This is a genomic window from Microbacterium sp. ARD31, assembly GCF_031844425.1.
Genome location: NZ_JAUZVE010000005.1, coordinates 136943 through 161312 on the forward strand (window position 1 = coordinate 136943; position 24370 = coordinate 161312).

The 24370-nt window shown below is 71.3% G+C and carries 17 protein-coding genes; 7 read left to right on the top strand and 10 right to left on the bottom strand.

Annotation, left to right across the window (positions count from 1 at the left end; translation table 11 throughout):
- The first annotated feature begins 8 nt into the window (after positions 1-8).
- Together Q9S36_RS16335 and Q9S36_RS16340 are read left to right on the top strand one after the other, a co-directional pair.
- A complete protein-coding gene (locus Q9S36_RS16335) occupies positions 9-1109 on the top strand; it encodes a nucleoside hydrolase (RefSeq protein ID WP_311286023.1) in 1101 nt (366 codons plus the stop codon).
- The gene (locus tag Q9S36_RS16340) at positions 1106-2572 is read left to right on the top strand and encodes a nucleoside hydrolase-like domain-containing protein (RefSeq protein ID WP_311286024.1); all 1467 of its coding nucleotides are present in this window, start codon (positions 1106-1108) and stop codon (positions 2570-2572) included. The genes Q9S36_RS16335 and Q9S36_RS16340 overlap by 4 nt, the downstream gene beginning before the upstream one ends.
- Before the next feature lie 277 nt (positions 2573-2849).
- Here Q9S36_RS16340 and Q9S36_RS16345 read toward each other — a convergent pair whose 3' ends face one another.
- The 8 genes from Q9S36_RS16345 to Q9S36_RS16380 form a co-directional block, all read right to left on the bottom strand.
- Complete coding sequence (locus Q9S36_RS16345) at positions 2850-5630, bottom strand: family 78 glycoside hydrolase catalytic domain (RefSeq protein WP_311286025.1); 2781 nt, start codon at positions 5628-5630, stop codon at positions 2850-2852.
- Positions 5627-7135, bottom strand: a complete 1509-nt coding sequence (locus Q9S36_RS16350; protein WP_311286026.1) for a family 43 glycosylhydrolase — start codon at positions 7133-7135, stop codon at positions 5627-5629. Before Q9S36_RS16350 ends, Q9S36_RS16345 begins: the two co-directional genes overlap by 4 nt.
- An 89-nt stretch (positions 7136-7224) precedes the next feature.
- Positions 7225-8361 (bottom strand): serine hydrolase domain-containing protein, encoded by a 1137-nt coding sequence (locus Q9S36_RS16355; RefSeq protein WP_311286027.1) that lies wholly within the window; start codon positions 8359-8361, stop codon positions 7225-7227.
- Positions 8358-10793 carry a glycoside hydrolase family 3 C-terminal domain-containing protein gene (locus Q9S36_RS16360; RefSeq protein WP_311286028.1) on the bottom strand — a complete coding sequence of 812 codons (2436 nt, stop codon included), beginning with the start codon at positions 10791-10793 and terminating at the stop codon, positions 8358-8360. The genes Q9S36_RS16355 and Q9S36_RS16360 overlap by 4 nt, the downstream gene beginning before the upstream one ends.
- Complete coding sequence (locus Q9S36_RS16365) at positions 10790-11641, bottom strand: ATP-binding cassette domain-containing protein (protein WP_311286029.1); 852 nt, start codon at positions 11639-11641, stop codon at positions 10790-10792. Before Q9S36_RS16365 ends, Q9S36_RS16360 begins: the two co-directional genes overlap by 4 nt.
- Positions 11638-13506: a dipeptide/oligopeptide/nickel ABC transporter permease/ATP-binding protein gene (locus Q9S36_RS16370; protein WP_311286030.1), complete on the bottom strand. Its 1869-nt coding sequence runs from the start codon at positions 13504-13506 to the stop codon at positions 11638-11640. The genes Q9S36_RS16365 and Q9S36_RS16370 overlap by 4 nt, the downstream gene beginning before the upstream one ends.
- Positions 13503-14444: an ABC transporter permease gene (locus Q9S36_RS16375; RefSeq protein WP_311286031.1), complete on the bottom strand. Its 942-nt coding sequence runs from the start codon at positions 14442-14444 to the stop codon at positions 13503-13505. The genes Q9S36_RS16370 and Q9S36_RS16375 overlap by 4 nt, the downstream gene beginning before the upstream one ends.
- Before the next feature lie 58 nt (positions 14445-14502).
- On the bottom strand, positions 14503-16035 hold the full coding sequence (locus Q9S36_RS16380; RefSeq protein ID WP_251452187.1) for an ABC transporter substrate-binding protein: 1533 nt from the start codon (positions 16033-16035) through the stop codon (positions 14503-14505).
- Between the two features lie 188 nt (positions 16036-16223).
- Here Q9S36_RS16380 and Q9S36_RS16385 point away from each other — a divergent pair, with 188 nt between their 5' ends.
- Both Q9S36_RS16385 and Q9S36_RS16390 read left to right on the top strand, forming a co-directional pair.
- On the top strand, positions 16224-17009 hold the full coding sequence (locus Q9S36_RS16385; RefSeq protein ID WP_311286032.1) for a TetR/AcrR family transcriptional regulator: 786 nt from the start codon (positions 16224-16226) through the stop codon (positions 17007-17009).
- The gene (locus Q9S36_RS16390) at positions 17006-19426 is read left to right on the top strand and encodes a glycoside hydrolase family 2 TIM barrel-domain containing protein (protein WP_311286033.1); all 2421 of its coding nucleotides are present in this window, start codon (positions 17006-17008) and stop codon (positions 19424-19426) included. The genes Q9S36_RS16385 and Q9S36_RS16390 overlap by 4 nt, the downstream gene beginning before the upstream one ends.
- Before the next feature lie 209 nt (positions 19427-19635).
- On the opposite strand, the gene Q9S36_RS16395 is transcribed toward Q9S36_RS16390, so the two are convergent.
- Both Q9S36_RS16395 and Q9S36_RS16400 read right to left on the bottom strand, forming a co-directional pair.
- Positions 19636-20970, bottom strand: a complete 1335-nt coding sequence (locus Q9S36_RS16395; protein WP_311286034.1) for an MFS transporter — start codon at positions 20968-20970, stop codon at positions 19636-19638.
- Entirely contained in the window at positions 20967-21431 is a 465-nt protein-coding gene (locus Q9S36_RS16400) for a MarR family transcriptional regulator (RefSeq protein ID WP_311286035.1), read from the bottom strand. Before Q9S36_RS16400 ends, Q9S36_RS16395 begins: the two co-directional genes overlap by 4 nt.
- Before the next feature lie 93 nt (positions 21432-21524).
- Here Q9S36_RS16400 and Q9S36_RS16405 point away from each other — a divergent pair, with 93 nt between their 5' ends.
- From Q9S36_RS16405 to Q9S36_RS16415, 3 genes are read left to right on the top strand one after another with little or no spacing between them, the layout of a single operon-like run.
- Positions 21525-22442, top strand: a complete 918-nt coding sequence (locus tag Q9S36_RS16405; protein WP_311286036.1) for an alpha/beta fold hydrolase — start codon at positions 21525-21527, stop codon at positions 22440-22442.
- A 10-nt stretch (positions 22443-22452) separates the two neighbouring features.
- On the top strand, positions 22453-23502 hold the full coding sequence (locus tag Q9S36_RS16410) for a biotin/lipoate A/B protein ligase family protein (RefSeq protein ID WP_311286037.1): 1050 nt from the start codon (positions 22453-22455) through the stop codon (positions 23500-23502).
- Positions 23499-24356: a site-specific DNA-methyltransferase gene (locus Q9S36_RS16415; RefSeq protein WP_311286038.1), complete on the top strand. Its 858-nt coding sequence runs from the start codon at positions 23499-23501 to the stop codon at positions 24354-24356. Before Q9S36_RS16410 ends, Q9S36_RS16415 begins: the two co-directional genes overlap by 4 nt.
- Positions 24357-24370 lie beyond the last annotated feature (14 nt).

A 24370-nucleotide genomic window follows, 5' to 3' on the forward strand; every position in this document is an offset into this window, starting at 1 on the left:
GGCTTCGAGTGAGCACCATACCCACGCCCGAAGAGACGGCAGCCGTGCAGGCCCCGCGTCGCTGGACGCTCGGTCAGGCGCCGTGGCAGGCCATCGCCCCGACGACCCCGCCTCGTGCGCGGGTCATCATCGACAACGACTTCTCGGGCGACCCCGACGACCTCTTCCAGCTCGTGCACCACCTGCTCTCGCCGAGTGTCGAGATCCCGCTGATCGTCGCGTCGCACCTGCGCGCGGACGACCCGTTCGACGCGAGCGACCGACAGGCGCGGAACGCCGCGGCGATCGTCCACGACGTGTTCGCCCGCATGGGGCTGGATGCCGCACATGTCGTCGCGGCCGGTTCCGACGTCGCGCTGGCGAACCGGACCACACCGCAGCCCGCTCCGGCCGTCGACGCCATCATCGCCGAGGCCCTCCGCGAAGATGTCGCGACGCCCCTGTTCTACGTCGCCGGCGGAGGACTCACCGACCTGGCCTCGGCGTACCTCCGCGAACCGCGCATCGCCGACCGGATGACCGTCGTCTGGATCGGCGGCGCCGAGCACGAGGGACTCGCCGTGCCCCCGCCCGACTCGATGCCGATCGAGTACAACCTGCTCATCGACGTCGCCGCCGCGCAGGTGGTCTTCGAGGACTCGGCGCTGCCGATCTGGCAGGTGCCGCGTGACGTCTACCGGCAGTGCCTGGTGTCGGATGCCGAGCTGCGGCTGCGCGTCGCCGCGACCGGTCCGCTCGGACGACACCTGTACGACGAAGTCGCCCGGGTGATGGCGATGGTCGCAGCCCACCTCGGCGGCGCGGCCGAGACCTACGCGCTCGGCGACTCGCCGCTCGTCCTGCTGACCGCGCTGCAGTCGGTGTTCCAGCCCGACCCGTCCTCGAGCCGCTACGAGAGCGTGCCGACGCCCGCGATCGACGACGACGGCTCGTACCGCGTCGTTCCCGGGGCGCGACCCCTGCGCGTGTACACGTGGGTCGACACGCGACTGATGTTCGAGGACTTCTATCTCAAGCTCGGTGAGTTCGACCGGTGGCAGCAGGCCGCGGTGCACGCGCCCGGCCGGCCCGCCGACGACGCTGCGGCGCCGGGCGGAGCGACCTCGTGACCGCGCGGCCGCGGACGATCGTCACCGCCGACCCCGAACTCGACGATCTGAACTCGATGATCCGGTTCCTGCTCTACGGCAACGAGGTCGAGATCGAGGGCCTCGTGTACGCGAGCAGCCGCTTCCACTGGCGGGGCGACGGCGCCGGGACCGAGTTCTTCCTCCCCGACCGCGAGTACACCGAGCCGCAGAGGTCCTGGCGATGGGCTCCGGGCGAGCGCTTCATCGACGATGCCGTCGACGCGTACGCTCAGGTCTACGACACGCTCGTCACGCATGACGAGCGCTACCCCGCACCCGATCGGCTGCGGAGCGTCATCCGCGAGGGGAACGTCGACTTCGAAGGCGACACCGCCCACGCCTCTCCGGGGTCGGACCTGATCGCCGACGTCCTCCTGGACGACCGGCCGGGTCCGGTGTTCCTGCAGCTGTGGGCGGGGCCGAGCACGGTGGCACGAGCGCTCATGTCGATCGAGGAGCGCTTCGGCGAAACTCCGGAGTGGGAGGCGGTCCACGCGACCGTGTCGGCCAAGGCCGTCATCAGCAAGTTCGCGTCGCAGGACGACACCTACGACGACTACATCGCCGTCGCGTGGCCCGGCATCCGCGTGATCGAGGTCGCCACGCTGGCGTGGGGCTATATGGCGCGCCGGACGATCCGCCCCGAGGACCAGCATCTGCTCGGCGCGTCCTGGACGCGCGACAACGTCACCGGCGTCGGTCCTCTCGGCGGGCTGTACCGCGTGTGGGGCGACGGGCGTCAGATGGTCCCGGGCGACATGACCGACTACTTCCACCTGTCCGGCTTGTCGGCCGACGAGCTGCGTGCGCTGGGGTACGGGGTGTGGATGCCGCCCCAATCGCCTGGCGAATGGATCTCCGAGGGCGACTCGACCAACATGCTCAACCTCCTCGTGCCCGGCCTGCGCGCACACGAACACCCGTCGTACGGCGGGTGGGGCGGACGCTACGTGCGCACCGACGATGGTGCCGACACGTGGGGCCTCGCGGACGCCGCGTTCCGGGTCGGCGGAGCCGACTGGGCGGACTCGTCGGCCACGGGCGACGAGGGCTCGGTGGTGCGCTGGTTCGCCGACGCGCAGGCCGACTTCGCCGCACGCCTGCAGTGGACGGTGCGGCCGTTCGCCGAGGCCAATCACCACCCGACCGTCCGCATCGCGGAGGGCACTGACGTCGATGTGTCGGCCGGCTCCGAGGTGACGCTCACGGCTGAACTGGGCGACCCCGACGGCGACGATGTGTCCTGCCGCTGGTGGGTGTACCGCGAGGCCGGGACCTACGACGGTGAGGTGTCTCCGGCTGCGGAGCACGGCATCCGGACCTCGATCGTCGTGCCCGCCGACGCGCGGCCCGGCGAGACGATCCACGTGATCGCCGAGGCGACCGACGACGCACCCACCCCGCTGAAGGCGTGGCAGCGGGTGATCCTCACCGTCCGCTGACGTCGCGGCGGCGTTTCGTCTCGGGCTGCGCCCTCGCTCAACGTCCGGGGAGTTCGGGCTGCGCCCGCGCTCGAACTCCCGCGGGCCCGGGCTGCGTGCGCCGCGCTCAAACTCCCGGGAGCTCGGGCTGCGTGCGCACGCGTCCCTCGCGTGCGTGAGAACCCCGCACGCAGGGGCGGCGTGCGCACGCGACCCGAAGCGGGAGGCCGGGACCGAGCCGACCAGCCGGCCCGTCCCGCGCGGCCGCCCGGGCGTCCGGCGCCAGCCGCCCCGGGCGTCAGGCGGTCGCGGCCCGGATCGCGGCGTCCACGGCGGCCAGCACCGGCGGCGGAGTGAACATCAGCGCCGTCGACACCGTGCGTCCCCGGCCCCAGTGGGTCTCGGCGCGCACGCTCTCGGCGCGCTCCGGGTCGATCTCGGCGAGCGTGTCGAGCAGCGCCCGGTAGGCGCGCGGGTCGTCGATCACGTCGGCCAGCGACGCGTCGAGTCCGGGCAGCTGCGGACGATCGGATGCCGCCACCTGCGGCATCCGCCATGCGTGAGCGCCCGATCCGACCTCGAACGGCTCGCGCCCGGCGAGCTCGACCACGGCGGTGGTGTTGGCGGGAACCGTTGCGGTCACGACGATCTCGTCGCCCTCGCGCACCCATCCGACCGAGGCCTCGCCGTACGGGGTGATGTGCCGCGCCGAGGCGTGGGCGAGCGAGGCCAGCGGGTGCGGAGCGATGCGTAGCGTGCGGTACGCGGGCTCGGCGGGTGCCAGGCCCGCCACGACCCGGTGCAGCCAGTCGGCGACCGCGCCCAGGGCGTAGTGGTTGAACGAGGTCATCTCGCCCGGGTTGATCGACCCGTCGGGCAGCATCGAGTCCCACCGCTCCCACACCGTGGTCGCGCCCATCGTGACGGGGTACAGCCATGACGGGCACTCGGTCTGGGTGAGCAGGCGCTCGGCGGCGTCGAGATGGCCGCCGTCGGTCAGGGCGTCGGTCACGAGCGGCGTGCCGACGAACCCGGTGCCGATGCGGTACCCGCCCTCGCGGACGAGGTCCGCCAGCCGCGCGGCCAGTCCCGCGCGCACGCCGGGTTCGCGCACCAGGTCGAACTCGAGCGCGAGGGCGTAGGCCGTGGGGGCGTCGCTCATCATGCGCCCGGCGGGCGTGACGTACTCGGCGGTGAACGCGTCGCGGCTGCGTGCGGCGAGCACGTCGTAGCGGGCGGCGTCGTCGTCGCGTCCGAGCAGGCGTGCGGCATCGGCGACCTGCTGCAGCGAGCGGGCGAGGTAGGCGGTGGCCACGATGTCGCCCGAGACCTTGGCCTGTCCGGGCTTGTCGGGCGGCGCGGCGGGGTCGAGCCAGTCCCCGAGCTGCATGCGCCCGGCCCACAGGCCCGAGTCGCCGGCGTCGGCCAAGACCGACTCCACCCACGCGCGCATGCTGTCGTACTGGTCGGCGAGGACGCCGGCGTCGCCGAAGCGCTCGTGCAGCACCGTCGGGACGACGGTCGCCGCGTCGCCCCACGCGGCGACCGGGCCGCCGCCGCCGAACGAAGGTAGGGCGGCGGGGATCACCAGCGGCACAGAGCCGTCGGAGGTGTGGCGCTGCTCGTGCGCGAGGTCGCGCAGCCACGACGTCAGGAACCCGTCGCAGTCGTAGAGGAAGCTCGCCGTCGGGGTGAACACCTGGATGTCTCCCGTCCACCCCAGGCGCTCGTCGCGCTGTGGGCAGTCGGTCGGGATCGACAGGAAGTTGCCGCGCATGCCCCACACGACGTTCTCGTGCAGTCGTTCGATGAGCGGGTCGGATGCCGCGAACCACCCGGTCCGCGTCATGTCGGTGTGGAGGACGACCGCCTCGACGGCGGCCGGGTCGATGTCGGCGCCGGTGATCTCGGCGTACCGGAACCCGTAGAACGAGAACCGGGATTCCAGGACGTCGTCGCCGCCGCCGAGGTCGAAGGTCGCCGTCGCCGCGGCGTTGCGAAGGGGGCGGATGCCGAGCTCGCCGTCCTCGAGGACCTCGGCGTGCCGGATCGTCACACGCCGGCCCGCCTCACCGCGGACGCGGACGCGGAGTCGGCCGACGAGGTTCTGGCCGAAGTCGAGGATGCGGCCGCCCGACGGTGTGTCGATCACGGCCGACACCGGCAGGGTCTCGATGCGGCGCACCGGAGGGGCGATCCGGGCTTCGGGCACGGGCACCGTGTCGAAGCCGGGCTTCGCCGCAGCGCCGACGCGAGCCGGGGTCCAGCTGGTCGCGGAGCGGCGGAGGTCCTGGTGCTCGCCCGGGTAGACACCGCTGTCGACGACGGGGCCGTCTCCGGCGGCCTCCCACCCGGCGCCGGTGGCGGCGAGGGTCTCGACGGCTCCGTCGGCGTAGGTCACCCGCAGCTGCGCCAGGAAGGACGGCTGCGTCCCGTACAGCCGATCGGTGAAGGTGAAGAAGCCGTACTTCTCGGTGTACCAGGCGCCGGCAACCGTGGCCGACAGCACGTTCTCGCCGGGACGCACGAGAGCGGTGACATCGACGGACTCGTGGACGAGGCGGTCGCGGTATGCGGTCCAGCCGGGGGCGAGCACGTCGTCCGAGACGGGCGCACCGTTGACGGCGGGCTCGGCGACCCCCAGCGCGGTCCAGAAGAGGAACGCCGACGTCACCGCCCGGTCGATCGTGAACGACGTGCGGGCCTCGAACGGCTGCGCATCCCGATCCGGCTCGGAAAGACCGATCGGCTGTGCGACCCATTCGCCCGGGGCGAGGAAGGCGGCCCGCACCGCGCGAGCATCGCTCCACTCGGTCAGCGCGCCGGTCGTGGCGCGCACCCGCACCCCGACCTCCCGGGTCTCGCCGGGCTCGAGCGGGGCGAACGGCCATGCCACCAGCACGCTGTCGCGGCCCTCGATCGTCACCGTCTGCCGGCCGTCGGTGATCTCGGCGTCAGCCTGCAGCCACGCGTCCGGTGCGCCCTCGACCGTCCAGCTCAGCCGGGGCGTGGGAGTCGCGACGTCGGCGGTGTCGTCTCGCAGCTCGGCACGCAGCACGGCGGTGGGGGAGGTGCTCATTCGTCGTTCCCTTCGGCCACCCACGAGCTCGCGGAGATGTGACCCTCGATGGCGTACAGGCCGATCACGCGGCCGGTGAAGGACTCGGTGACCTCGGACGACAGGAACCGGCCGTCGATCTGCGCGAGCTCGATGCGCTCGCCGTCGACGGTCGCCGCCAGGTGGAAGACGTCGCTCGTCGAGACGAGACCGCCGCCGCCCGCGGGCCGCCGCGAGACGATGTGCAGGTCGACCTCGTCGCCCGAGAACGGGTGCACCCATTCCTGCAGCAGTCCGCCGATCGCCGCGCGCGCGACGATGCGGCCGCCGCCGACCTCGAGATCGACATGAAACTGCTCGTCGTAGCGGACGGCGAGACCGCCGGTGCCGGCGGAGACGTCGACGCGGACGGTCACCTCGTTGGTGAGGTGCTCCTGCCGCCTGCCGACGAACACCGGCCGCGGGTCGGCGAGGGTGCTGCCGTCGGCGGCCAGGACGAGTCGGCCGTCCTCGATGGACGCCACGTCGGACGGCAGGCGGCGAACGGCCACCCACTCGTCGTCGAGCGGCGCGTCGAAGGCGATCTCGGTCCGGGTGCCCGGACGCGGATTCAGCTCCACGGGGGCGATGGCAGGCCACCCGTCACTCCAGCTCACCGGCGTGACGAACGTCTCGCGCCCGAGCGCGGAGAATGCCCGCGTGCCGCTTCGGGGGCGCACCCCGAGGAGCACGCACAGCCACTGGCCGTCGGGCCCGAGGACGAGATCTCCGTGTCCGGTGTTCTGGACGGGACGCGGCGTGGATCGTGCCGACACGAGCGGGTTGCCCGGGGCCCCCTCGAACGGACCCTCCGGCGCGTCGCCGCGCGCTATCGAGATGGTGTGGCCACGCTCGGTGCCGCCCTCGGCGATGACGAGATACCACCGGCCGTCGATCTGGTAGAGGTGAGGCGCCTCGGGGAACATCAGGCCTGTGCCCGACCAGAGCGACCGCGGCGCCTCGACCGCCCGGTGGGTGTCGAGGTCGACCTTCACCTGCTGGATGCCGAGGTGCGTCGGCTCGTTCGGGTTCAGGGCGCCGTCGAGCACGAGTCCCGAGAAAGTGACGTAGGCGGTTCCCGCGTCGTCCCACACGATGTCGGGATCGATGCCGAACACGCTCCCCGCGCCGTCGTGCGTGAGGATGACGTCGCCGTCCGACCAGGGACCGGCCGCATCGGCGGCGGTGAAGTGCAGCATCCCCCGGCCCATCGCGTCGGTGATCACGAGGTGGAACACGCCGTCGTGGTGGCGGATCGTCGGCGCCCATGCGCCGCCGCCCGTCGGCACGTTCTCGACGCCGAGCTGACCGGGGCGCGTGGCGACGTGGCCGATGAGCTCCCACGTCTCGAAGTCCCGCGAGCGGTGGATCGGGATGCCGGGCAGGTACTCGAACGACGACGTGGCCAGGAACCACTCCTCACCCACCTTCACGACCGACGGGTCGGGGTGGAAGCCGTTCAGCAGCGGGTTGGGGAGCGTGGTCATGATTCCTCGATGATGTCGGATCGCCCGGCGAAGAAGCGCGCCAGGCCGGAAGCGGGGTCAGGAAAAGCGCGGGTCAGGAAGAGAGCAGGTCAGGAAGAGAGCAGGGTTCCGAGGTCGCGCGCGAGCGCGAGAGCGCGGGGATCGGCGCCCCCGGGCCACGGGCCGCGCGCGATCGTCCACGCGAACGCGACCCCCGTGTCGGGGTCGACGCACGCCAGCGCGCCCATGGCGCCGTCGTGGCCGAAGGCCCGCGGACCGCCGAAGTGCAGCGACGGAGTCGGCTTCTGGAAGACGATGCCGTGCGCGCGGTGCGGCTGCCCCAGCACCTCGTCATAGCCGCTGACCTGCTGCTGGCCGATCGCCGCCACCGTGTCCGGGGACAGCAGCGCGGGCGCACCCTCGACACCGGTCACCGCCGTGGCCATGAGACGGGCGAGGCCGCGTGCGGTGCCGGTGCCCGAGGCGGCGGGGTGACCGAACCGCCAGCTGACCTCGTCGTTGGCGAGGTCGACGGGCGGTCCGGCCGCATTCCACACGATCGGGCCGAGCACCGAGCTGTACATCGTCGACGAGTCCGACACCGGGCGGATCATCGGCAGAGTGTCGACGCGCCGACGGTCGTGCTCGGGAGGCAGGCCGAGGAAGAAGTCGATGTCGTGCGGGCGACGGATCTCGGTGTCGTAGACCTCGTGCAGCGTGCGCCCGCTGACGCGGAACACCAGTTCGGACGCCAGGCTGCCGATCGTGATCGCGTGGTATCCGAACGAGCTGCCGGGGTGCCAGAACGGCGTCGTCGCGGCGAGCCGCTCCGCAGCCGCGTGGTGATCGAGGAGCTCGTGCCATGTCAGCGCCGGCGTCGCCTGCGGCAGGCCGGCCTGGTGCGAGAGCAGCTGGCGGACGGTGACGCGGGCCTTCCCCTTCTGCGCGAATTCGGGCCAGAAGGCCGCCACCGGCTCGTCGAGGTCGAGCGCTCCCCGCTCGACGAGCAGACCGACGGTGACGCCGATGGTGTTCTTCGTCGCCGAGTACGGCACCATCACCGAGTCCTCGGACAGGTGCGGCCCGCCCCACACGTCGAGCACGGGCTCGCCGCCCTGGAACGCCGCGGCCTGGAACGACAGGTCGGGGTCGGCGGTGAGGAAGCCCTCGAGTCGCTCGACGATCTCGTTCAGCCGGGCGTCCACGCGGCCCTGGAGGATGCCGCCGGTGACCTGCTCCGTCGTCACGCCTGCACCTGCCAGGCGAGGTCCAGCGGCAGATCGACCACCGAGGCGCCCGCGCGCAGCGTGTACTCGCCGGACTCGAGGCGCCAGGCGCCCTCCGCCCAGTGCGCGAACCGACGCGTCGGCAGCGGGATGCGGGCGGTGACCGTCTGGCCTGCCTCGGCGCGCACCACCGCGTAGCCCACGAGCCACCGCACCGGGCGCTCCACGGTCGAGTCGGGGCGCTCGGCGTAGACCTGCACCACCTGCTTACCGGGGCGGTCGCCGGTGTTGGCCAGGGTGACCTCCACGTCGTCGCCGACGCGCTGGGCGGCACCCCACGACCAGGTCGTGTAGCCGAGACCGTGACCGAACGGGAACGCCGGTGCGGCATCCGCCTTTAGCCACGCGCGGGAGCCGATGTGGATCCCCTCGGTGTACCGCAGCACGCCGTCGGTCGGGACGACCTCGGTCACGGGCACGTCGGACAGGGCCGCGGGCCACGTGGTGGGCAGACGCCCACCGGGCTCGGCAGCCCCCGTCAGCACGTCCGCCAGCGCCGCACCGAACTCCTGACCGCCGAAGTATCCCTGCACCACCGCGGACACCTCATCCGCCCACGGGAGCACCACGGGCGACCCGGCGTTGACGACCACCACGGTCGGCGTGCCGGTCGCGGCGACCGCGCGGACGAGGTCGTCCTGGTGGCCGGGCAGATCGAGGTTCTCGCGGTCGTAGCCCTCGGACTCGACCTTGGAGTTGGTGCCGACCACCACGACCGCGACCTCGGCGGCTTCGGCCGCGGCGACGGCGCGCGCGATCAGCGCGGCGGGGTCGGTGCGCTCCGGCGCGATGCCGAGCGTCACGCTCAGCGCGCCGTCCAGCGGGCCGCCCTGGGCGCGGGTGAACTCCGCGCGCACGGCGATCGCGCGTCCCGCCTCGACGCGCACCGCAGCGGTCAGCGACGGCGGATTGAGGAACGCGGCGCCCAGGTCGGTGCCCTCGAGGACGGGGGCGTCGTCGAGCACGAGGTCGCCGTCGACGAAGAGCTTGCCGGGGTTGGCGCCGGCGAAGCCCAGCTGGATCTCGCCGGATTCGGCGGGGGTGTAACGGGTCTCGAGCACGACGGTGCGGCTCGCGCCGATGGGGGCGTCGCCGCCGAACCAGACCAGCGCGGTCGCGCGCCGGTCCTCGGCGAACAGCTCCGCGCCGTCGGCGCCGAAAAAGCCCACCCGCAGACCGGGCTCGCCGGTGACCGGATTGACCAGCTGATCCAGCGGGATCTCGGCGACGCCTTCCTGCACGACGGCGCCGATCTCGTACGTCACCTGCGCGTCGGCGAGCGCGGCGCGGATGCCGTCGAGGGGCGACACGATCTTCTCGGGCAGCACGGTGGCGCTTCCGCCGCCCTGCGTGCGCGCCTCGCGGGCGTTGTGGCCGATGACGGCGACGCGCGAGAGCGACCCGGGGTCGAGGGGCAGCACGCCGTCGTTGGCCAGCAGCACCGTGCCCTCGATCGAGGCCTCGCGGGCGAAGGCGGGTCCGTCGACGGGTGCGGGCGCCGCGGCATCCGAACCTTCGAGCGCGCCCACGCGCTCGGCGAGCAGGAGGAGCCGCAGCACCTTGCGGTCGAGGTCCGCCTCGTCGACGCGGCCGTCGCGGACGGCATCCACCAGATCGGCCCATGCCGGGGCGGGTCCGGGCATCGCCAGGTCCTGTGCGGCGGGGATGGAGCCGAGCGAGCGCACGGCGGTCCAGTCGCTGATGACGACGCCGTCGAAGCCCCACTCCGAGTTCAGGGGCGTCTCGAGCAGGTCGTTCTCGGTCATGGTGACGCCGTGGACGGAGTTGTAGGCGCTCATGATCGTCCACGCGCCCGCTTCGTCGACCGCGCGCTCGAACGGCGCCAGGTACAGCTCGCGCAGGGCGCGGTCGTCGACCTGCACGTCGACGGTGAAGCGATCGGTCTCGCTGTCGTTCGCGACGAAGTGCTTCGGGCATGCGCCCACGCCGTTGTCCTGCATCCCGCGGACATAGGCTGCGCCGAGCCCGGCGGTCAGCTCGGGATCCTCGCTCAGGCATTCGAAGTGGCGGCCGCCCAGCGGCGAGCGGTGCAGGTTGATCGTCGGGCCGAGCACGACGTCGACGCCCTTGCGACGGGCTTCGGATGCCGCAGCCGCACCGTAGCGGTAGGCCAGCTCCTCGTCCCATGACGCGGCGAGCGCCGAGCCCGACGGGAGGTTCAGCGACGGCTCCCGCTCATCCCATCGCGGGCCGCGGACACCCGCGGGGCCGTCCGACAGCGTCATCGCGCGCAGGCCGATGTGCGGCAGCGGGACGGTGGTCCAGAAGTCTGCTCCCTGGACGAGGGCCGCCTTCTGCTCGAGCGTCAGCTTCTCGAGAAGCGGCACGAGGTGGGCGACGGCGGGGGTCTGGACGCGGGTGGGGGCGGTCATGCCGCTTCTCCTTCGGGGGACAGGCTCGCCAGGAACTCGCGGCGCTCGCGGCGACGCTGCTCCTGCTTGTCGGGATCGGGGATGGGGGCGGCCATGAACAGGCGCTGGGTGTAGGGGTGCGCGGGGGCGGAGGTGACCTGGTCGCCGTCCCCGCTCTCGACGATCTCGCCGCGGTACATGACGGCGACGCGGTGGCTGATGTGGCGGACCACGGCCAGGTCGTGCGTGATGAACAGGTAGGCCACGCCGGTGCGCTCCTGGATGTCGATGAACAGGTCGAGCACACGTGCCTGCGTCGACAGATCGAGCGCCGAGACCGGCTCGTCGCACACGATGAGCTTCGGGTCGAGGGCGAGTGCCCGCGCGATCGCGATGCGCTGGCGCTGGCCGCCCGAGAACTCCCGCGGGAGACGGCTGCGGGCATCCGAGGGCAGGCCGACCGCGTCCAGCAGATCGCGCACGCGGCCCTTGGCCTCCTTGCCGGCCACGCCGCGCGCGGTGAGGGGTTCGGCGAGGATCTGCTCGATCGTCAGGTTGGGGTTCAGCGAGGAGTACGGGTCCTGGAACACCACCTGGATCTCGCTGGCGAGGTCGCGGCGCTGGCGCCGGTTCAGGTGCGAGATGTCGCGGCCGTCGTAGGAGATGCTTCCGCCCGAGACGGGGGCCAGTCCCAGCACGGCGCGGCCGAGGGTCGTCTTGCCCGAGCCCGACTCGCCCACCAGGCCGACGGTCTCGCCGGGACGGATGTCGAGCGAGACACCCTTGAGCGCACGGAAGGGCTGCGCGCGGAACCCCTTGCCGGGGTACTCGACGACGAGGTCGTCGACGGTCAGCAGCGGATCGGTCATGACCGGCCTCCAACGGTGTACGCGGGACGTGCGGGTCCCTCGTCGAGGATCGCGTCCAGCAGGGATCGCGTGTAGGGGTGGGTGGGGTTGCCGAGGATCGTGCGCACGGGTCCCTGCTCCACGAACAGTCCCTGCTGCATCACGGTGACCCGGTCGCACAGATCGGCGACGACGCCGAAGTTGTGCGTGACGAGGAGCATCGCCATCTGACGCTCCGACTGCAGGTCGCGGAGGAGATCGAGCACCTCGGCCTGGACCGTCACGTCGAGGGCCGTCGTGGGCTCGTCGGCGATGATCAGGTCGGGGTCGGTCGAGACGGCGCCGGCGATGAGGACGCGCTGGGCCATGCCGCCCGACACCTCGAACGGGTAGGCGTCGAACGTGCGCTGCGGGTTCGGGATGCCGACCCTGGCCAGCAGCGCGAGCGCTTTCTCGGTGGCGTCCTTCTTCGACATCCCCAGCTGCGTGCGCAGGGGCTCGACCAGCTGGGAGCCGATCGTGAACGACGGGTCGAGGTTCGACATCGGCTCCTGCGGGATGTAGCCGATGCGCTTTCCGCGGATGCCGGCGTAGGCGCCTTCGTCCCCACCGGCCAGTTCGGTCCCCTCGTAGTCGATCGATCCCGCGGTGACGTGCCCGCCGCGGGGGAGGAGCCCCAGCACGGCGAAGGCGGTCTGGGTCTTGCCGGAGCCCGACTCTCCGATGAGCCCGTGGATCTCGCCCTTGCGAATGTCGAGCGACACACCATGGACGACCTCGATGTCCTCGCCCTGGGTCTGCTGGTAGGCCACGCGAAGATCGCGGACACGCAGCACGTCGTCCGTGCGGGGAGTGCCCGGCGCGTCGTCGTGGACGATGGTCGCGCCTTCGACCACCGGCAGCTCGGTGGAGTCCTCGAGGGACGACAGGTCGCCGCCGCCGGTGGACAGCGAGGTGGTGACGGCGGCCATCGAGCCGGTCGCGGTGGTCACGGCGCGGCGGCGACGACGGCGGACCGTGACGGTGCGCTCGAGGACGTCGCGCATGGCGTTGGCCAGCAGGGTCAGCGCGATCGAGGTCAGCGCGATCGCCAGCGACGGCCAGATCATCAGGTGCGGTGCGCGGTAGATGTTGGTGAACGCGTCGTTGAGCATCTGGCCCCACGTCGGGACCGACAGGTCGCCGAGGCCGAGGAACTCGAGCCCCGCCTGGATCGCGATGGTGATGCCGGCCACGATGGCCGACTGGATGATGATCGGCGCACGGACGACCGAGAGGACGTGGCGGCCGATGATGCTCAGGTCGCTCAGGCCCGACACACGCGCGGCGTCGACGTACAGCTCGCTGCGCACGGCGTTCACCGAGGCGTAGACGAGCCGGAAGTAGGCGGGGGAGATCAGGATGCCGAACACGAACATCGCGATCCACACCGAGGGGCCGACGACGGCCTGCACGGCGAGGAGGACGACGATGCCCGGAAGCGCCATGAACAGCGACGTGACCCACGACGACACCGCGTCGAACCAGCCGTGGAAGTATCCGGCGATCAGGCCCGAGATCACGCCGATCACGAGGGCGGTCACCAGCGCCAGGAGCGCCGCGGCGACGCTGACCTGGGTCGCCGCGAGCAGGCGCGAGAGCACATCGCGGCCGGCGCTGTCATTGCCGAGGAGGTTGTCTGCGCTCGGCGGGGCGAGGATGAGCGACAGCGACGCCTCGTTCGGGTCGTACGGCGCGATGAGAGGGCCGATGACGGCGATGACCGCCACGACGGCGAGGAAGATCAGCGAGATCAGCGCGAGGGGCCGGCGGACCAGGCGGCGCAGTAGGTGCGGGTGCGCGGGTCCGCGCGTCGGCGTGGTCTGGGGAGTCTCGATGGCGGTCATGACAGTCGCACCTTCGGGTTGAGCGCAGCCTGCGCGAGATCGATGAGGAGGTTGACGACTACGACGATCACGGCCGTGGCGATGACCACGCCCATGACGACGGGGATGTCACCCGAACTGGTGGCGCTGACGGTCAGCTGGCCGACGCCGGGAAGGGCGAACACCTGCTCGACGATGACGGCGCCGCCGAGGAGTCCCACGAACTGGACGGCGAGGACGGCCAGCGCGGGGCCGCCGGCGTTGCGCAGCACGTGCTTGAAGACGACGCGGTTCATGCTGAGGCCCCGGGCGCGGAGGGTGCGGACGTAGTCGCGCGAGAGCGCGTCGACGACCGAGCCGCGCACTTGCTGCGCGACGGCGGCGATCGCGCTGAGCGAGAGGGCCGCGATGGGGAGTGTCACCGACGAGAGCCATCCCGTGAAGGAGGTGCTGATGGGGATGTAGCCGGTCGCTTTGAACCAGCCCAGCTCGATCGCGAACCACAGCACGAGGTAGAGGGCGATGAGGAAGCCCGGGACGGCGAAGCCGATGACGGCGATGAACTGGACGACGGCGTCGACCCATCCGCCGCGGCGGGCGGCGAGGACGCCGAGGACGACCGAGATGATCGCGGCCACGATGGTGGTGCCGATGACGAGCGAGAGCGTCACGGCGAGGCGGCTGGTCAAGCTGGTGGTGACCGGCTGGCTCGTGAACCACGAGACCCCGAAGTCGCCGGTGATGGCCGAGGTGAGCCAGTTGACGTACTGGACGACCAGGGGCTGGTCGAGGCCGAGCTGCTGCGCGCGCAGGGCGACGGTCTCGTCCGAGGCGTTCTGGCCCATGATGCGGCGGGCGATGTCTCCGCCGCCGGCGTAGAGCATGGTGAACGCGACGAGCGAGACCGCGAAGATCAGCACGAGCCCCGCGAGCAGGCGCCGGAGGATGAAAGTCAGCATGTGTCGTCCCAGGGGATCGGTCCCGGCCCGCCCGCGGTGCGGGCGGGCCGGGGAGTGATCAGTTGGCGGGGTAGATGTCGTAGATGGCCGGGTAGGTGTTGGTCGGCAGCATCTCGACGGTGGTGTTCGCGTCGGACGGGAAGTTGCCCTGCACGCGGTACATGGGGGCGAACCAGGCCTGCTCGACGAGGTAGCGGTTGAGCTCCTTGACGACCTCGTCCTGCGTGGCCTCGTCGCCGTTCTGGATCTGCTCGATGTACTCGTTCACCTGCGGGTCTTCGTACTTGAACGGGTTGAAGATCGCGGTGGGCGAGAGCATGAACTGGATGAGCTGCCAGTCGGGGTTCTGCTCGAGCGGGATGTAGGCGGCGGGGAACTTCGGCGCGAGCAGGTCGGCGATGAAGTTGCTGCCCGGGTCGGTGTACTCGACCGTGATGCCGATGTCGGCCAGCTGCTGCTCGTGCAGCGTGTAGGTCGTGCCGCCCAGGAGTGCCGAGTTCGGCAGTTCGAGGGTGAAGCCGTCCTCGTAGCCGGCCTCGGCCAGCAGCTCCTTGGCCTTCTCAGGGTCGTAGCCGTAGTACTCGTCGAGCTCGGCGTCGTACGCGGCCGACGACGGCGGGAACATCTGGCCGGTCACCGTGCCGTTGCCGCCCTCGAGCGCCTGCAGCAGGCCTTCGCGGTCGAACGCGTGGTTGATGGCCTGGCGGACACGGACGTCGCCGAGCGGCTCGTTCATGTCGCCTGCGCGGTCGAGCAGCAGCAGGCTCGCGACGTCCAGCTCGTTGGCGTTGACGGTCCATCCGGCGCCCTCGATCTCGGCGAGGTTGTCGCTCGAGGTCACCTTGACGGCGTTGGCCTCACCGGCCTTGATGGCGTTCAGGGCCGCGGTCTGGTCGCTGAGCACATTGATGACCAGGCGGTCGTAGTGCTGCAGCTCCGGGTTCCAGTAGTCCTCGTTGGCCGTGTAGACGTAGCTCGTGCCCGCCACGGTCGCGCCGGTGTCGAGCACGTACGGCCCGGAGCCCACCGGGTTGGTCGCGAGGTCGCCCGCGGCGATGGCCTCGCTCGAGGCGATCAGGCCGGCGTCGCGCGTCAGGTAGTTCAGCAGCGCCGGGTTCGGCGCGTCGAGGGTGATCGTGACAGTGGTCGCGTCCGGTGCCTCGAAAGAGGTGACGCCGGCGAAGTAGGACGCGTCGGGTGAGGTGCCGTCCTTGAAGCGCTGCAGGTTCTCGACCACGACGTCGGCGGTCAGTTCGCTGCCGTCGGTGAAGGTGACGTCTTCGCGGATCGTCAGTGTGAGGACGGTGTTGTCTTCGTTGTACTCCCACGCGGTCGCCAGGAACGGCTCGATCTCGCCCTCGGGCGTCGCGAGCAGGAGGGTGTCGTACATCGCCTGGTAGAACGGCGAGCGGTTGCCCCACTCGGCGCCGGCGGGGTCGAGGGTGAGCGGCTCGATGATCGCGCCGAGCGTGAGGGTGCCTCCGCTCGCGCTGCCGCCGCCGTTGCCGGAGTCAGTGCCTCCGCCGGCGCAGCCGGTGAGGGCGAGAGCGGTGATCGCGAGGGCGGCTGCTGTGGCCTTCCAACGGAACATCCTTGGTCCCTTCTAAGCGGCGATGCCCCTGTGGATCGCCTTCTGGAGGAGACCGTAACAGAAATTCCGAGTGAGCACTAGGTTTTTAGGTTGAAAAACTAGCGATCGCTCGCAATTCGTTATAGAACGGTCATGAAGGGTCCGCGAGCACCACCGATGGGGGAGGCGCCGCGGGATACGGTGAGACCATGACGGACACCTCCGCGACCGCGGCGACCACCCGCGCTCGCAAACCTCGCGGAGAGTACGCCAAGAGCGCCGCCACGCGCACCGCGATCCTCGACGCGGCGCTCGAGGTCTTCGCCGAATCGGGGTACCGCTCCGGATCGCTGCGTGAAGTCGCAGCGCGCGTCGGGATGAGCGAGGCGGGGCTGCTGCATCACTTCCGCAGCAAGAGCGCCCTGCTGCAGGCCGTGCTCGACCATCGCGACGAGCGCTCGCGCAGCTACGTGGACGTCACCCAGCCGGACGGGGCCGACACGCTTCGCGGTCTGGTCACGCTCGCGGCCCACAACGCCGGCACGCCCGGCGTGGTCGAGCTCTACACCACGCTCTCCGCCGAGGCGACCTCGCCCGACCACCCCGCCCACGCCTACTTCGTGCGCAGATACGAGTGGACGCGGGAGATGATCTCGCTGGCCTTCGCCAAGCTCGCCGACGACGGACGGCTCGAGCACGGTGTCGATCCTGTCCGGGCGGCTGTCGCCACCATCGCCCTGATGGACGGTCTGCAGGTGCAGTGGCTGCTCGATCGCGATGTCGTCGACATGGCGGACGCGCTCGCGGAGTACTTCCGCGGCTTCGTGGTCGGCTACGACCTGGGCTCGATCGAGCGGGTGCTCGACGCGCGCGCCGTCACGGAAGCCGCCGCCACGGAAGCCGGCGCCACGGAAGCCGAGGTCACCCCGGCCATCTCAGCCACCGAAGCGCCCGGCGCCGAAGGCGCCGATCCCGAATCGAAGGACGTCGCATGATCCGCGTCCCGTTCCACGACGGGTGGACCGTCGGCCCCAAGCTCGGCGCGTTCGAGCAGCCCACCCCCGACACGGCTCCGCGGCCGGTGCGTCTGCCGCACGACGCGATCCGCGACCTCGCGCGCTCCGCCGCGAGCGACCAGGGGGTCAACAGCGGATATCACCCGGGTGGTGTCTTCGAGTACGCCCGCAGCGTCGACGTGCCGCGGGAATGGCGGGACAAGACGGTCCAGCTGGAGTTCGAGGGTGTGTACCGCGACGCGACCGTGTTCGTCGACGGCGCCGTGGTCGCGCACGAGACGAGCGGCTACAACGGCTTCGTCGTGGCCCTCGACCCGTTCCTGCGCTTCGGGCAGACGCAGCGCATCACCGTCGAGGCCCGAGCGCATCGCGACAGCCGGTGGTATTCCGGCGCGGGCATCCATCGTCCGGTCCATCTGGTGGTCGCCGACCCCGTCCACGTGCCCCTGGGCGGGACGCGGGTGACGACGCCCGACATCGACGCGGACCGCGCGGTGGTCGAGATCGCCACGACCGTCGTGAACGGCACTCGTCACACCCGTACCCCGCGCATCGCGTGGCAGGTCGTCGCTCCGGACGGCACCGTGGCAGCTCGCGCCGATGCGCCGGTCACGGTGCTTCCCGGCTCGCAGGCTGTCGCGCGCGTGCGGATCGCCGTCCCGGGCGCGCAGCTGTGGCACCCGGACACGCCCTGGCTGTACGAGGCCCGCACGAGTCTGGACGAGGGCGACGTTCACCTCGATGCCGACACCGTGGCCTTCGGCATCCGTCGTCTTCAGGTCGACCCCGCGCGGGGCCTGCGCATCAACGGGCGGCCGGTGCTGATGCGCGGCGCGTGCGTCCACCACGACAACGGACCCCTGGGGGCCGCGACGCCCGATGCCGCCGAGGACCGCCGGGTGCGGCTGTTGAAAGCGGCCGGGTTCAACGCGCTGCGCAGCGCCCACAACCCGATGAGCCGAGCGATGCTCGACGCGTGCGACCGGCACGGCGTCCTGGTGATGGACGAGCTGACCGACGTGTGGACGCGCTCGAAGACCGCCTTCGACAGCGCGGTGACCTTCCTGGACACGTGGCGTCACGACGTCGCCGCCCTCGTGGCGAAGGACGTCAACCACCCCAGCGTGGTGATGTACTCCATCGGCAACGAGATCCTCGAACTCGGCACCCCCCATGGCGCGACGTGGAGCCGGCGCCTGGCAGAGGAGGTCCGTGCGCTGGACCCCACGCGCCCGGTCACCAACGGCATCAACGGCATCATCGCCAACCTGCCGCGGATGTCCGAGGCCATGGCCGAACTCGAAGCCGCCGACCCGAACACGATGATGGCGAACATGGGCGAGCAGATGGCCCGCATGAACGCCTCGGCGCTCGTCAGCGACTCCATCGAGGAGTCCGCCGCGGTCCTCGACATCGTGGGTTTCAACTACGCCGACTCCCGCTATCGGCAGGATGCCGAGCAGTACCCGCACCGCGTGATCGTGGGGTCCGAGACCTTCCCGGCCCACATCGATGCGATGTGGGCGCTGGTCGAAGAGCTGCCCCACGTGATCGGCGACTTCACGTGGACCGGCTGGGACTACCTGGGCGAGGCCGGCATCGGCCGGGTCGACTACACCGACGTCGACGGCTACGTCGCCACCGGAACCGCAGGCCCTTTCCCGTACCTGACCGCGGAGTGCGGCGATCTCGACATCACCGGCCACCGCCGGACGGTGTCGTTCTATCGCGAGATCGTCTACGGGCTGCGCACCGATCCGTACATCGCGGTGCACCGCCCCCAGCACCACGGTCGCCCCACGGCGACGACGCCGTGGTCGTGGGATGACACGGTCGCCTCGTGGTCGTGGGATGCCGCGCCCGGCGCCCCCGTCACGGTCGACGTGTACGCCGATGCCGACGAGGTCGAGCTTCTGCTCGACGGCGTCTCGGTCGGGGTGGAGCCGGTGGGTGAAGAGAAGGCGTTCCGTGCGCGGTTCGAGACGACCTGGCAGCCGGGGGAGCTCGTGGCGGTGGCGCGGCGAGCCGGCGCGGAATCCGGCCGGCACGCGCTGCGGACCTCGTCGGGATCGCTCGCGCTCGTGGCCCGCGCCGAATCGGACGAGACGGGTCCGGACGGCCTCGTCTACGTCGTCGCGACGGTGGAGGACGCCACCGGGATCGTCCCGTGCGACGCCGACACGCGCGTCAGGGTCGAGGTGACCGGGCCCGGCGAGCTGGCGGGCCTCGGCACGGGCCGCGCCCGCACCGAGGAGACGTTCTCGAGCGACACCGTGACCACCTACGACGGCCGCGCGCTGGCGATCGTCCGGCCGACCGGCGCCGGTGAGATCACGGTGACGGTGTCTGCCGAGGGGTTCGCCCCGGCTCGCGCGGTCGTCATCGCGCACCGCTGACGCAGCATCCCCTGCCCCTCCTCCCGCCGTGGGACGCGTGCGCACGCGCCACCGGCGTGCGTGGGAATCACGCACGGGTGTGACGCGTGCGCACGCAGCACCGGGCCCTGCACCGTCCTCGCCCTGGGACGCGTGCGCACGCAGCACCGGCGTGCGTGGCAATCACGCACGGGTGTGACGCGTGCGCACGCGTCACCGGGGCAGGGGGGTCAGGAGGCGCGCCGCTCCGACGAGGGACGCAGCGGCGTGGTCTGCGCGATCTGGTCGCTGAACTCCTCGGGCGGGATCACCGACATCGGGCGCGTCTCGTCGAGCGTGAGACGGAAGCGGCGCCGCTCGTGGCGGTGGAGGCGCCCCGAGACGACGAGCCACGTCGCTCCGACGGCGAACGCGACGAGGGCGGCGCCCGCGCCCATCATGATCGCCGCGCGCGGGCCGAATTCGTCGGCCACCCACCCGACGATGGGGGCGCCGATCGGCGTGCCGCCCATGAGGATCGCCATGTACAGGGCGAGGACGCGTCCGCGCAGGGCCGGATCGGTCGTCGTCTGGACGTAGCCGTTGGCCGTTGTCAGCATCGTCACGACCGCGAACCCCGTGAACATGAGCGTCACGGCATATGTCCAATAGGTCGGCATGAACGCAGAGACCGTGGCGGCCGCGGCGAACAGCAGCGTGCCGGCGATCACGACGCGGATGCGGGCGCGGTCGCGGCGGGCGGCCATGAGCGCGCCGGCGAGGGACCCGATCGCGAGGATCGAGCTGAGCAGCCCGAAGCCGTCGGCCTCCTGGCCGAATTCCAGCGCCATGGTCGAGGCGAAGATCGGGAAGTTCATGCCGAAGGCGCCCACGAGGAACACCATGGCGAACGTCACGATGAGGTCGGGCCGCCGGGCGACATAGTGGAAGCCGTCCGCGAGCCGCGCGGAGCCCGGCGCCTTCACCCGCGGGATCAGCTCGTGCGTGCGGATGAGCAGGAGCGCGGCGAGCATCGCCAGGAAGGTGACCGCGTTGAGGACGAACACCCACCCGGTGCCGACGGCGACGATGACGAGGCCGCCGACGGCGGGGCCGATCATGCGGGCGCCGTTGAAGGATGCCGCGTTGAGCGCGACCGCGTTCGAGGCGTTCTCGCGCGAGACCAGGTCGGACACGAAGGCCTGGCGCGCCGGGTTGTCGAAGGCGGCCACGACACCGAGGCCGAGCGCGAACGCGTACATGATCGGCAGCGTCATGACGCCGGCGAAGATGAGGATGCCGATCGCGACACCCAGCAGGAGGAGCACCGACTGCGTCACCACGAGCAGGCGGCGCCGGTCGAAGCGGTCGGCGACCCAGCCGGTGATCCCCACCAGCAGCAGCGGCGGCGCGAACTGCAGCGCCATCGTGATGCCCATGGCCGCGGCGTCGTTGTCGGTCAGCTCGGTGAGGACGACCCAGCTGATGGCGGTGGCCTGCATCCAGGCACCGACGTTCGACACGAGCGCGCCGATGAACCACACGCGGTAGTTGAAGACCGAGAACGAACGGAACATCGCGCTCATCGCGTCACCGCCCGCTGCAGGATCTCGGCGGCCGAGGCGAGCGTGGCCCGTTCGCCGTCGTCGAGCGAGGCGAGGAAGCCCTCCACCCACGCGTCGCGGCGCCGCACCGTCTCTTCGACGACGTCGAGGCCGGCGGGCGCGATCTGGATGACGACCTTGCGGCGATCGCTCTCGTCGGGCGTGCGGGAGAGGTAACCCGACTCCTCGAGGCAGTTCACGGTGCGGTTCATCGACGGGGCCGTGACGCGCTCGCGTTCGGCGAGTTCGCCGAGCGTGTGGGGTCCGTGGAGCTTGAGGGCGGCGAGGACGGCGAACTGCCCGTCGCTCATGCCGTCGATGGCCCGCTCGGCGCGCAGGCGCCGCGCGAAGCGGAAGACGGCCATGCGCAGCTCGGAGGCCGCGGGAGCGAGATGGGCGTGTTCGTCGAAGGCGGGGGCGGATGCGGGGGTCTCGACGTTCATGCGATTCCTTAGCATAGCTCATTAGTCATGCTAAAGAAAGGCGCCCCCGGATGGACGGCGACGGACGAGCGCCGCCACCCTAGACTCATCGGCATGCCCGAGTTCATCGATGCGCACGGCGTTGCGATCGTCTACGACGTCCACCCCGCGACGACGACGCCGCGGGCGGTGGTCCAGCTGCTGCACGGCGTCGGCGAGCACGCGGGCCGCTACGGGGCGCTCATCGAGGCGCTCACCGCCGACGGCTACACCGTCTACGCCGACGACCACCGCGGTCACGGGCGCACCGGCATGACCCAGCACGACGGGGACGCGTCGCGCCTGGGCACGCTCGGCCCCGGTGGTCTGCGCGCCGCCGAGGCTGCCGTCTGGCAGCTCACCCAGCTCATCCGCGAGGAGAACCCCGGCCTGCCGCTCGTCCTCCTCGGGCACTCCTGGGGATCGTTCCTCTCGCAGATGCTGCTCAACAAGCATCCCGACGCCTTCGACGCCGTCATCCTGAGCGGTTCCGCGCTCCGCTGGCCGGGCTCGCTCAACTCCGGTGATCTGAATGCGCGCTGGAACCGCCCGGGCGCCCTCGGCACCGAGTGGCTGTCGTCGGATCCCGCGGTCGGCCGGGCGTTCCTCGACGACCCGCTGACGACATCCACTCCGCTGCTCAAGCTCTTCGGCCCGATCGACACGCTCCGACTCATCGGCCGCCCGCGTCGAGATCTCGGCCGTGACATCCCGACACTCCTCATGGTCGGCCGCGACGACAGCGTCGGCGGCCCGCGGAGTGTCCACCGCCTGGCCGAGGCGTACCGCACGCGCTCGGGTTTCACGGACGTGACCACCCTGGTGTACCCGGACGCCCGCCACGAGATCTTCAACGAGCGCGTGCAGGCCGAGGTGCGGGCCGATCTGCTCGCCTGGCTCGGGCGACGCTTCGCCGAGCGGGGCGCACTACGCGAGGATGCGGCCGGATCACCCGTCGTCGCCGACGCCGAGGCGGCGCCCGCAGCCGAATAGGCTGGCGTCCATGCACGGCGAATACAAGGTCCCCGGCGGCAAGCTCGTGGTCGTCGACCTCGAGGAGCGCGACGGCCGGATCGCCGACTTCCACCTCGCGGGCGATTTCTTCCTCGAGCCCGACAGTGCCCTCGACGACATCGACGCCGCGGTGAACGGCCTCCCCGTCGAGTCGGACGTCGCCGCGATCGCGTCGGCCGTCCGCGCGGCGCTGCCCGACGGCGCCCAGCTGCTCGGCTTCACGCCCGAGGCCGTGGGCACAGCCGTGCGCCGTGCGCTGGTCACCGCGCCCGGCTGGCGCGACTTCGACTGGGAGATCGTGCACGACGAGCCGCTCTCGCCGCGCATGAACCTCGCGCTGGACGAGGTGCTGACCGCCCGCGTCGGCGACGGCCGCCGCCGGCCGACGCTGCGGATGTGGGAGTGGAACGAGTCCGCGGTCGTCATCGGGTCGTTCCAGTCGTACCGCAACGAGGTCGACCCCGAGGGGGCGGCAAGACACGGGTTCGACGTCGTCCGCCGCATCTCGGGCGGCGGGGCGATGATGATGGGCGCCAACTCGATCGTGACGTACTCGCTCTACGTCCCGGCATCCCTGGTCGCGGGCATGACGTTCGCGGACTCGTACGCGTTCCTGGACGACTGGGTGCTGCAGGCGCTCCGCTCGGTCGGTGTCGAGGCGACCTATCAGCCGCTCAACGACATCGCGTCGCCGCAGGGGAAGATCGGCGGCGCCGCCCAGAAGCGGCTCGCCAACGGCGGCGTCCTCCACCACGCCACGCTGAGCTACGACATGGACGGTCAGATGATGACCGAAGTGCTGCGCATCGGACGCGAGAAGCTCAGCGACAAGGGCACCGTCTCGGCTGCCAAGCGCGTCGACCCGCTCCGCCGCCAGACCGGCCTGTCGCGGGCCGAGATCATCGAGCGCTTCACCCAGACCTTCGCGCACCTGTACGGCGCCGTCCCCGGGTCGATCACCGCCGACGAGTACGCCGAGGCGGAGGAGCTCGTGGCGTCGAAGTTCGCCACCGAGGCGTGGCTCCACCGCGTGCCGTGAGCGGAGCAGGCGACACCCGGGGCAGTGTCGAGATCCATCGCGGCGACAACCTCGAGGTGGTCCGCGGGTTCGCCGACGACAGCTTCACACTCATCTACCTCGACCCGCCGTTCAACACCGGACGCGCGCAGTCCAAGGCGCTCGAGACGGCCCGCTCTCCGGGTGAGACCCCCGGGCTCGTCCGTCGCGGCTTCCACGGTCGCGAGTACGAGCGGCTGCGCGGCGATCTGCGCGCCTACGACGACCGCTTCGACGACTACTGGGGCTTCCTCGAGCCGCGGCTCGTCGAGGCGTGGCGCCTGCTCGCCCGCGACGGCACCCTCTACGTCCACCTGGATTACCGCGAGGCCCACTACGCCAAGGTGCTCATGGACGCGCTGTTCGGCCGCGACCGGTTCCTCAACGAGCTGATCTGGGCGTACGACTACGGTGCGAAGACCCGTAAGCGCTGGCCCACCAAGCACGACACGATCCTGGTGTACGTCAAGGATCCGGCGTCGTACTGGTTCGACTCCGAGGCCGTCGACCGCGAGCCCTACATGGCCCCCGGCCTCGTGACGCCCGAGAAGGCCGCGCGCGGCAAGCTGCCCACCGACGTGTGGTGGCACACCATCGTCCCGACGACCGGACGCGAGAAGACCGGATACCCGACGCAGAAGCCCGAGGGGGTGCTCCGGCGCATCGTCCAGGCCTCGAGCCGCCCCGGCGACCGCGTGCTGGACTTCTTCGCCGGCAGCGGCACCACCGGCGCCGTCGCCTCGGCGCTCGGCCGCCACGCCGTCCTGGTGGACGTCAACCCCGAGGCGATCGCGGTGATGACCCAGCGGATGCCGCACGCCCGCGTCGCCGATTGACCTGACGCGGCGGG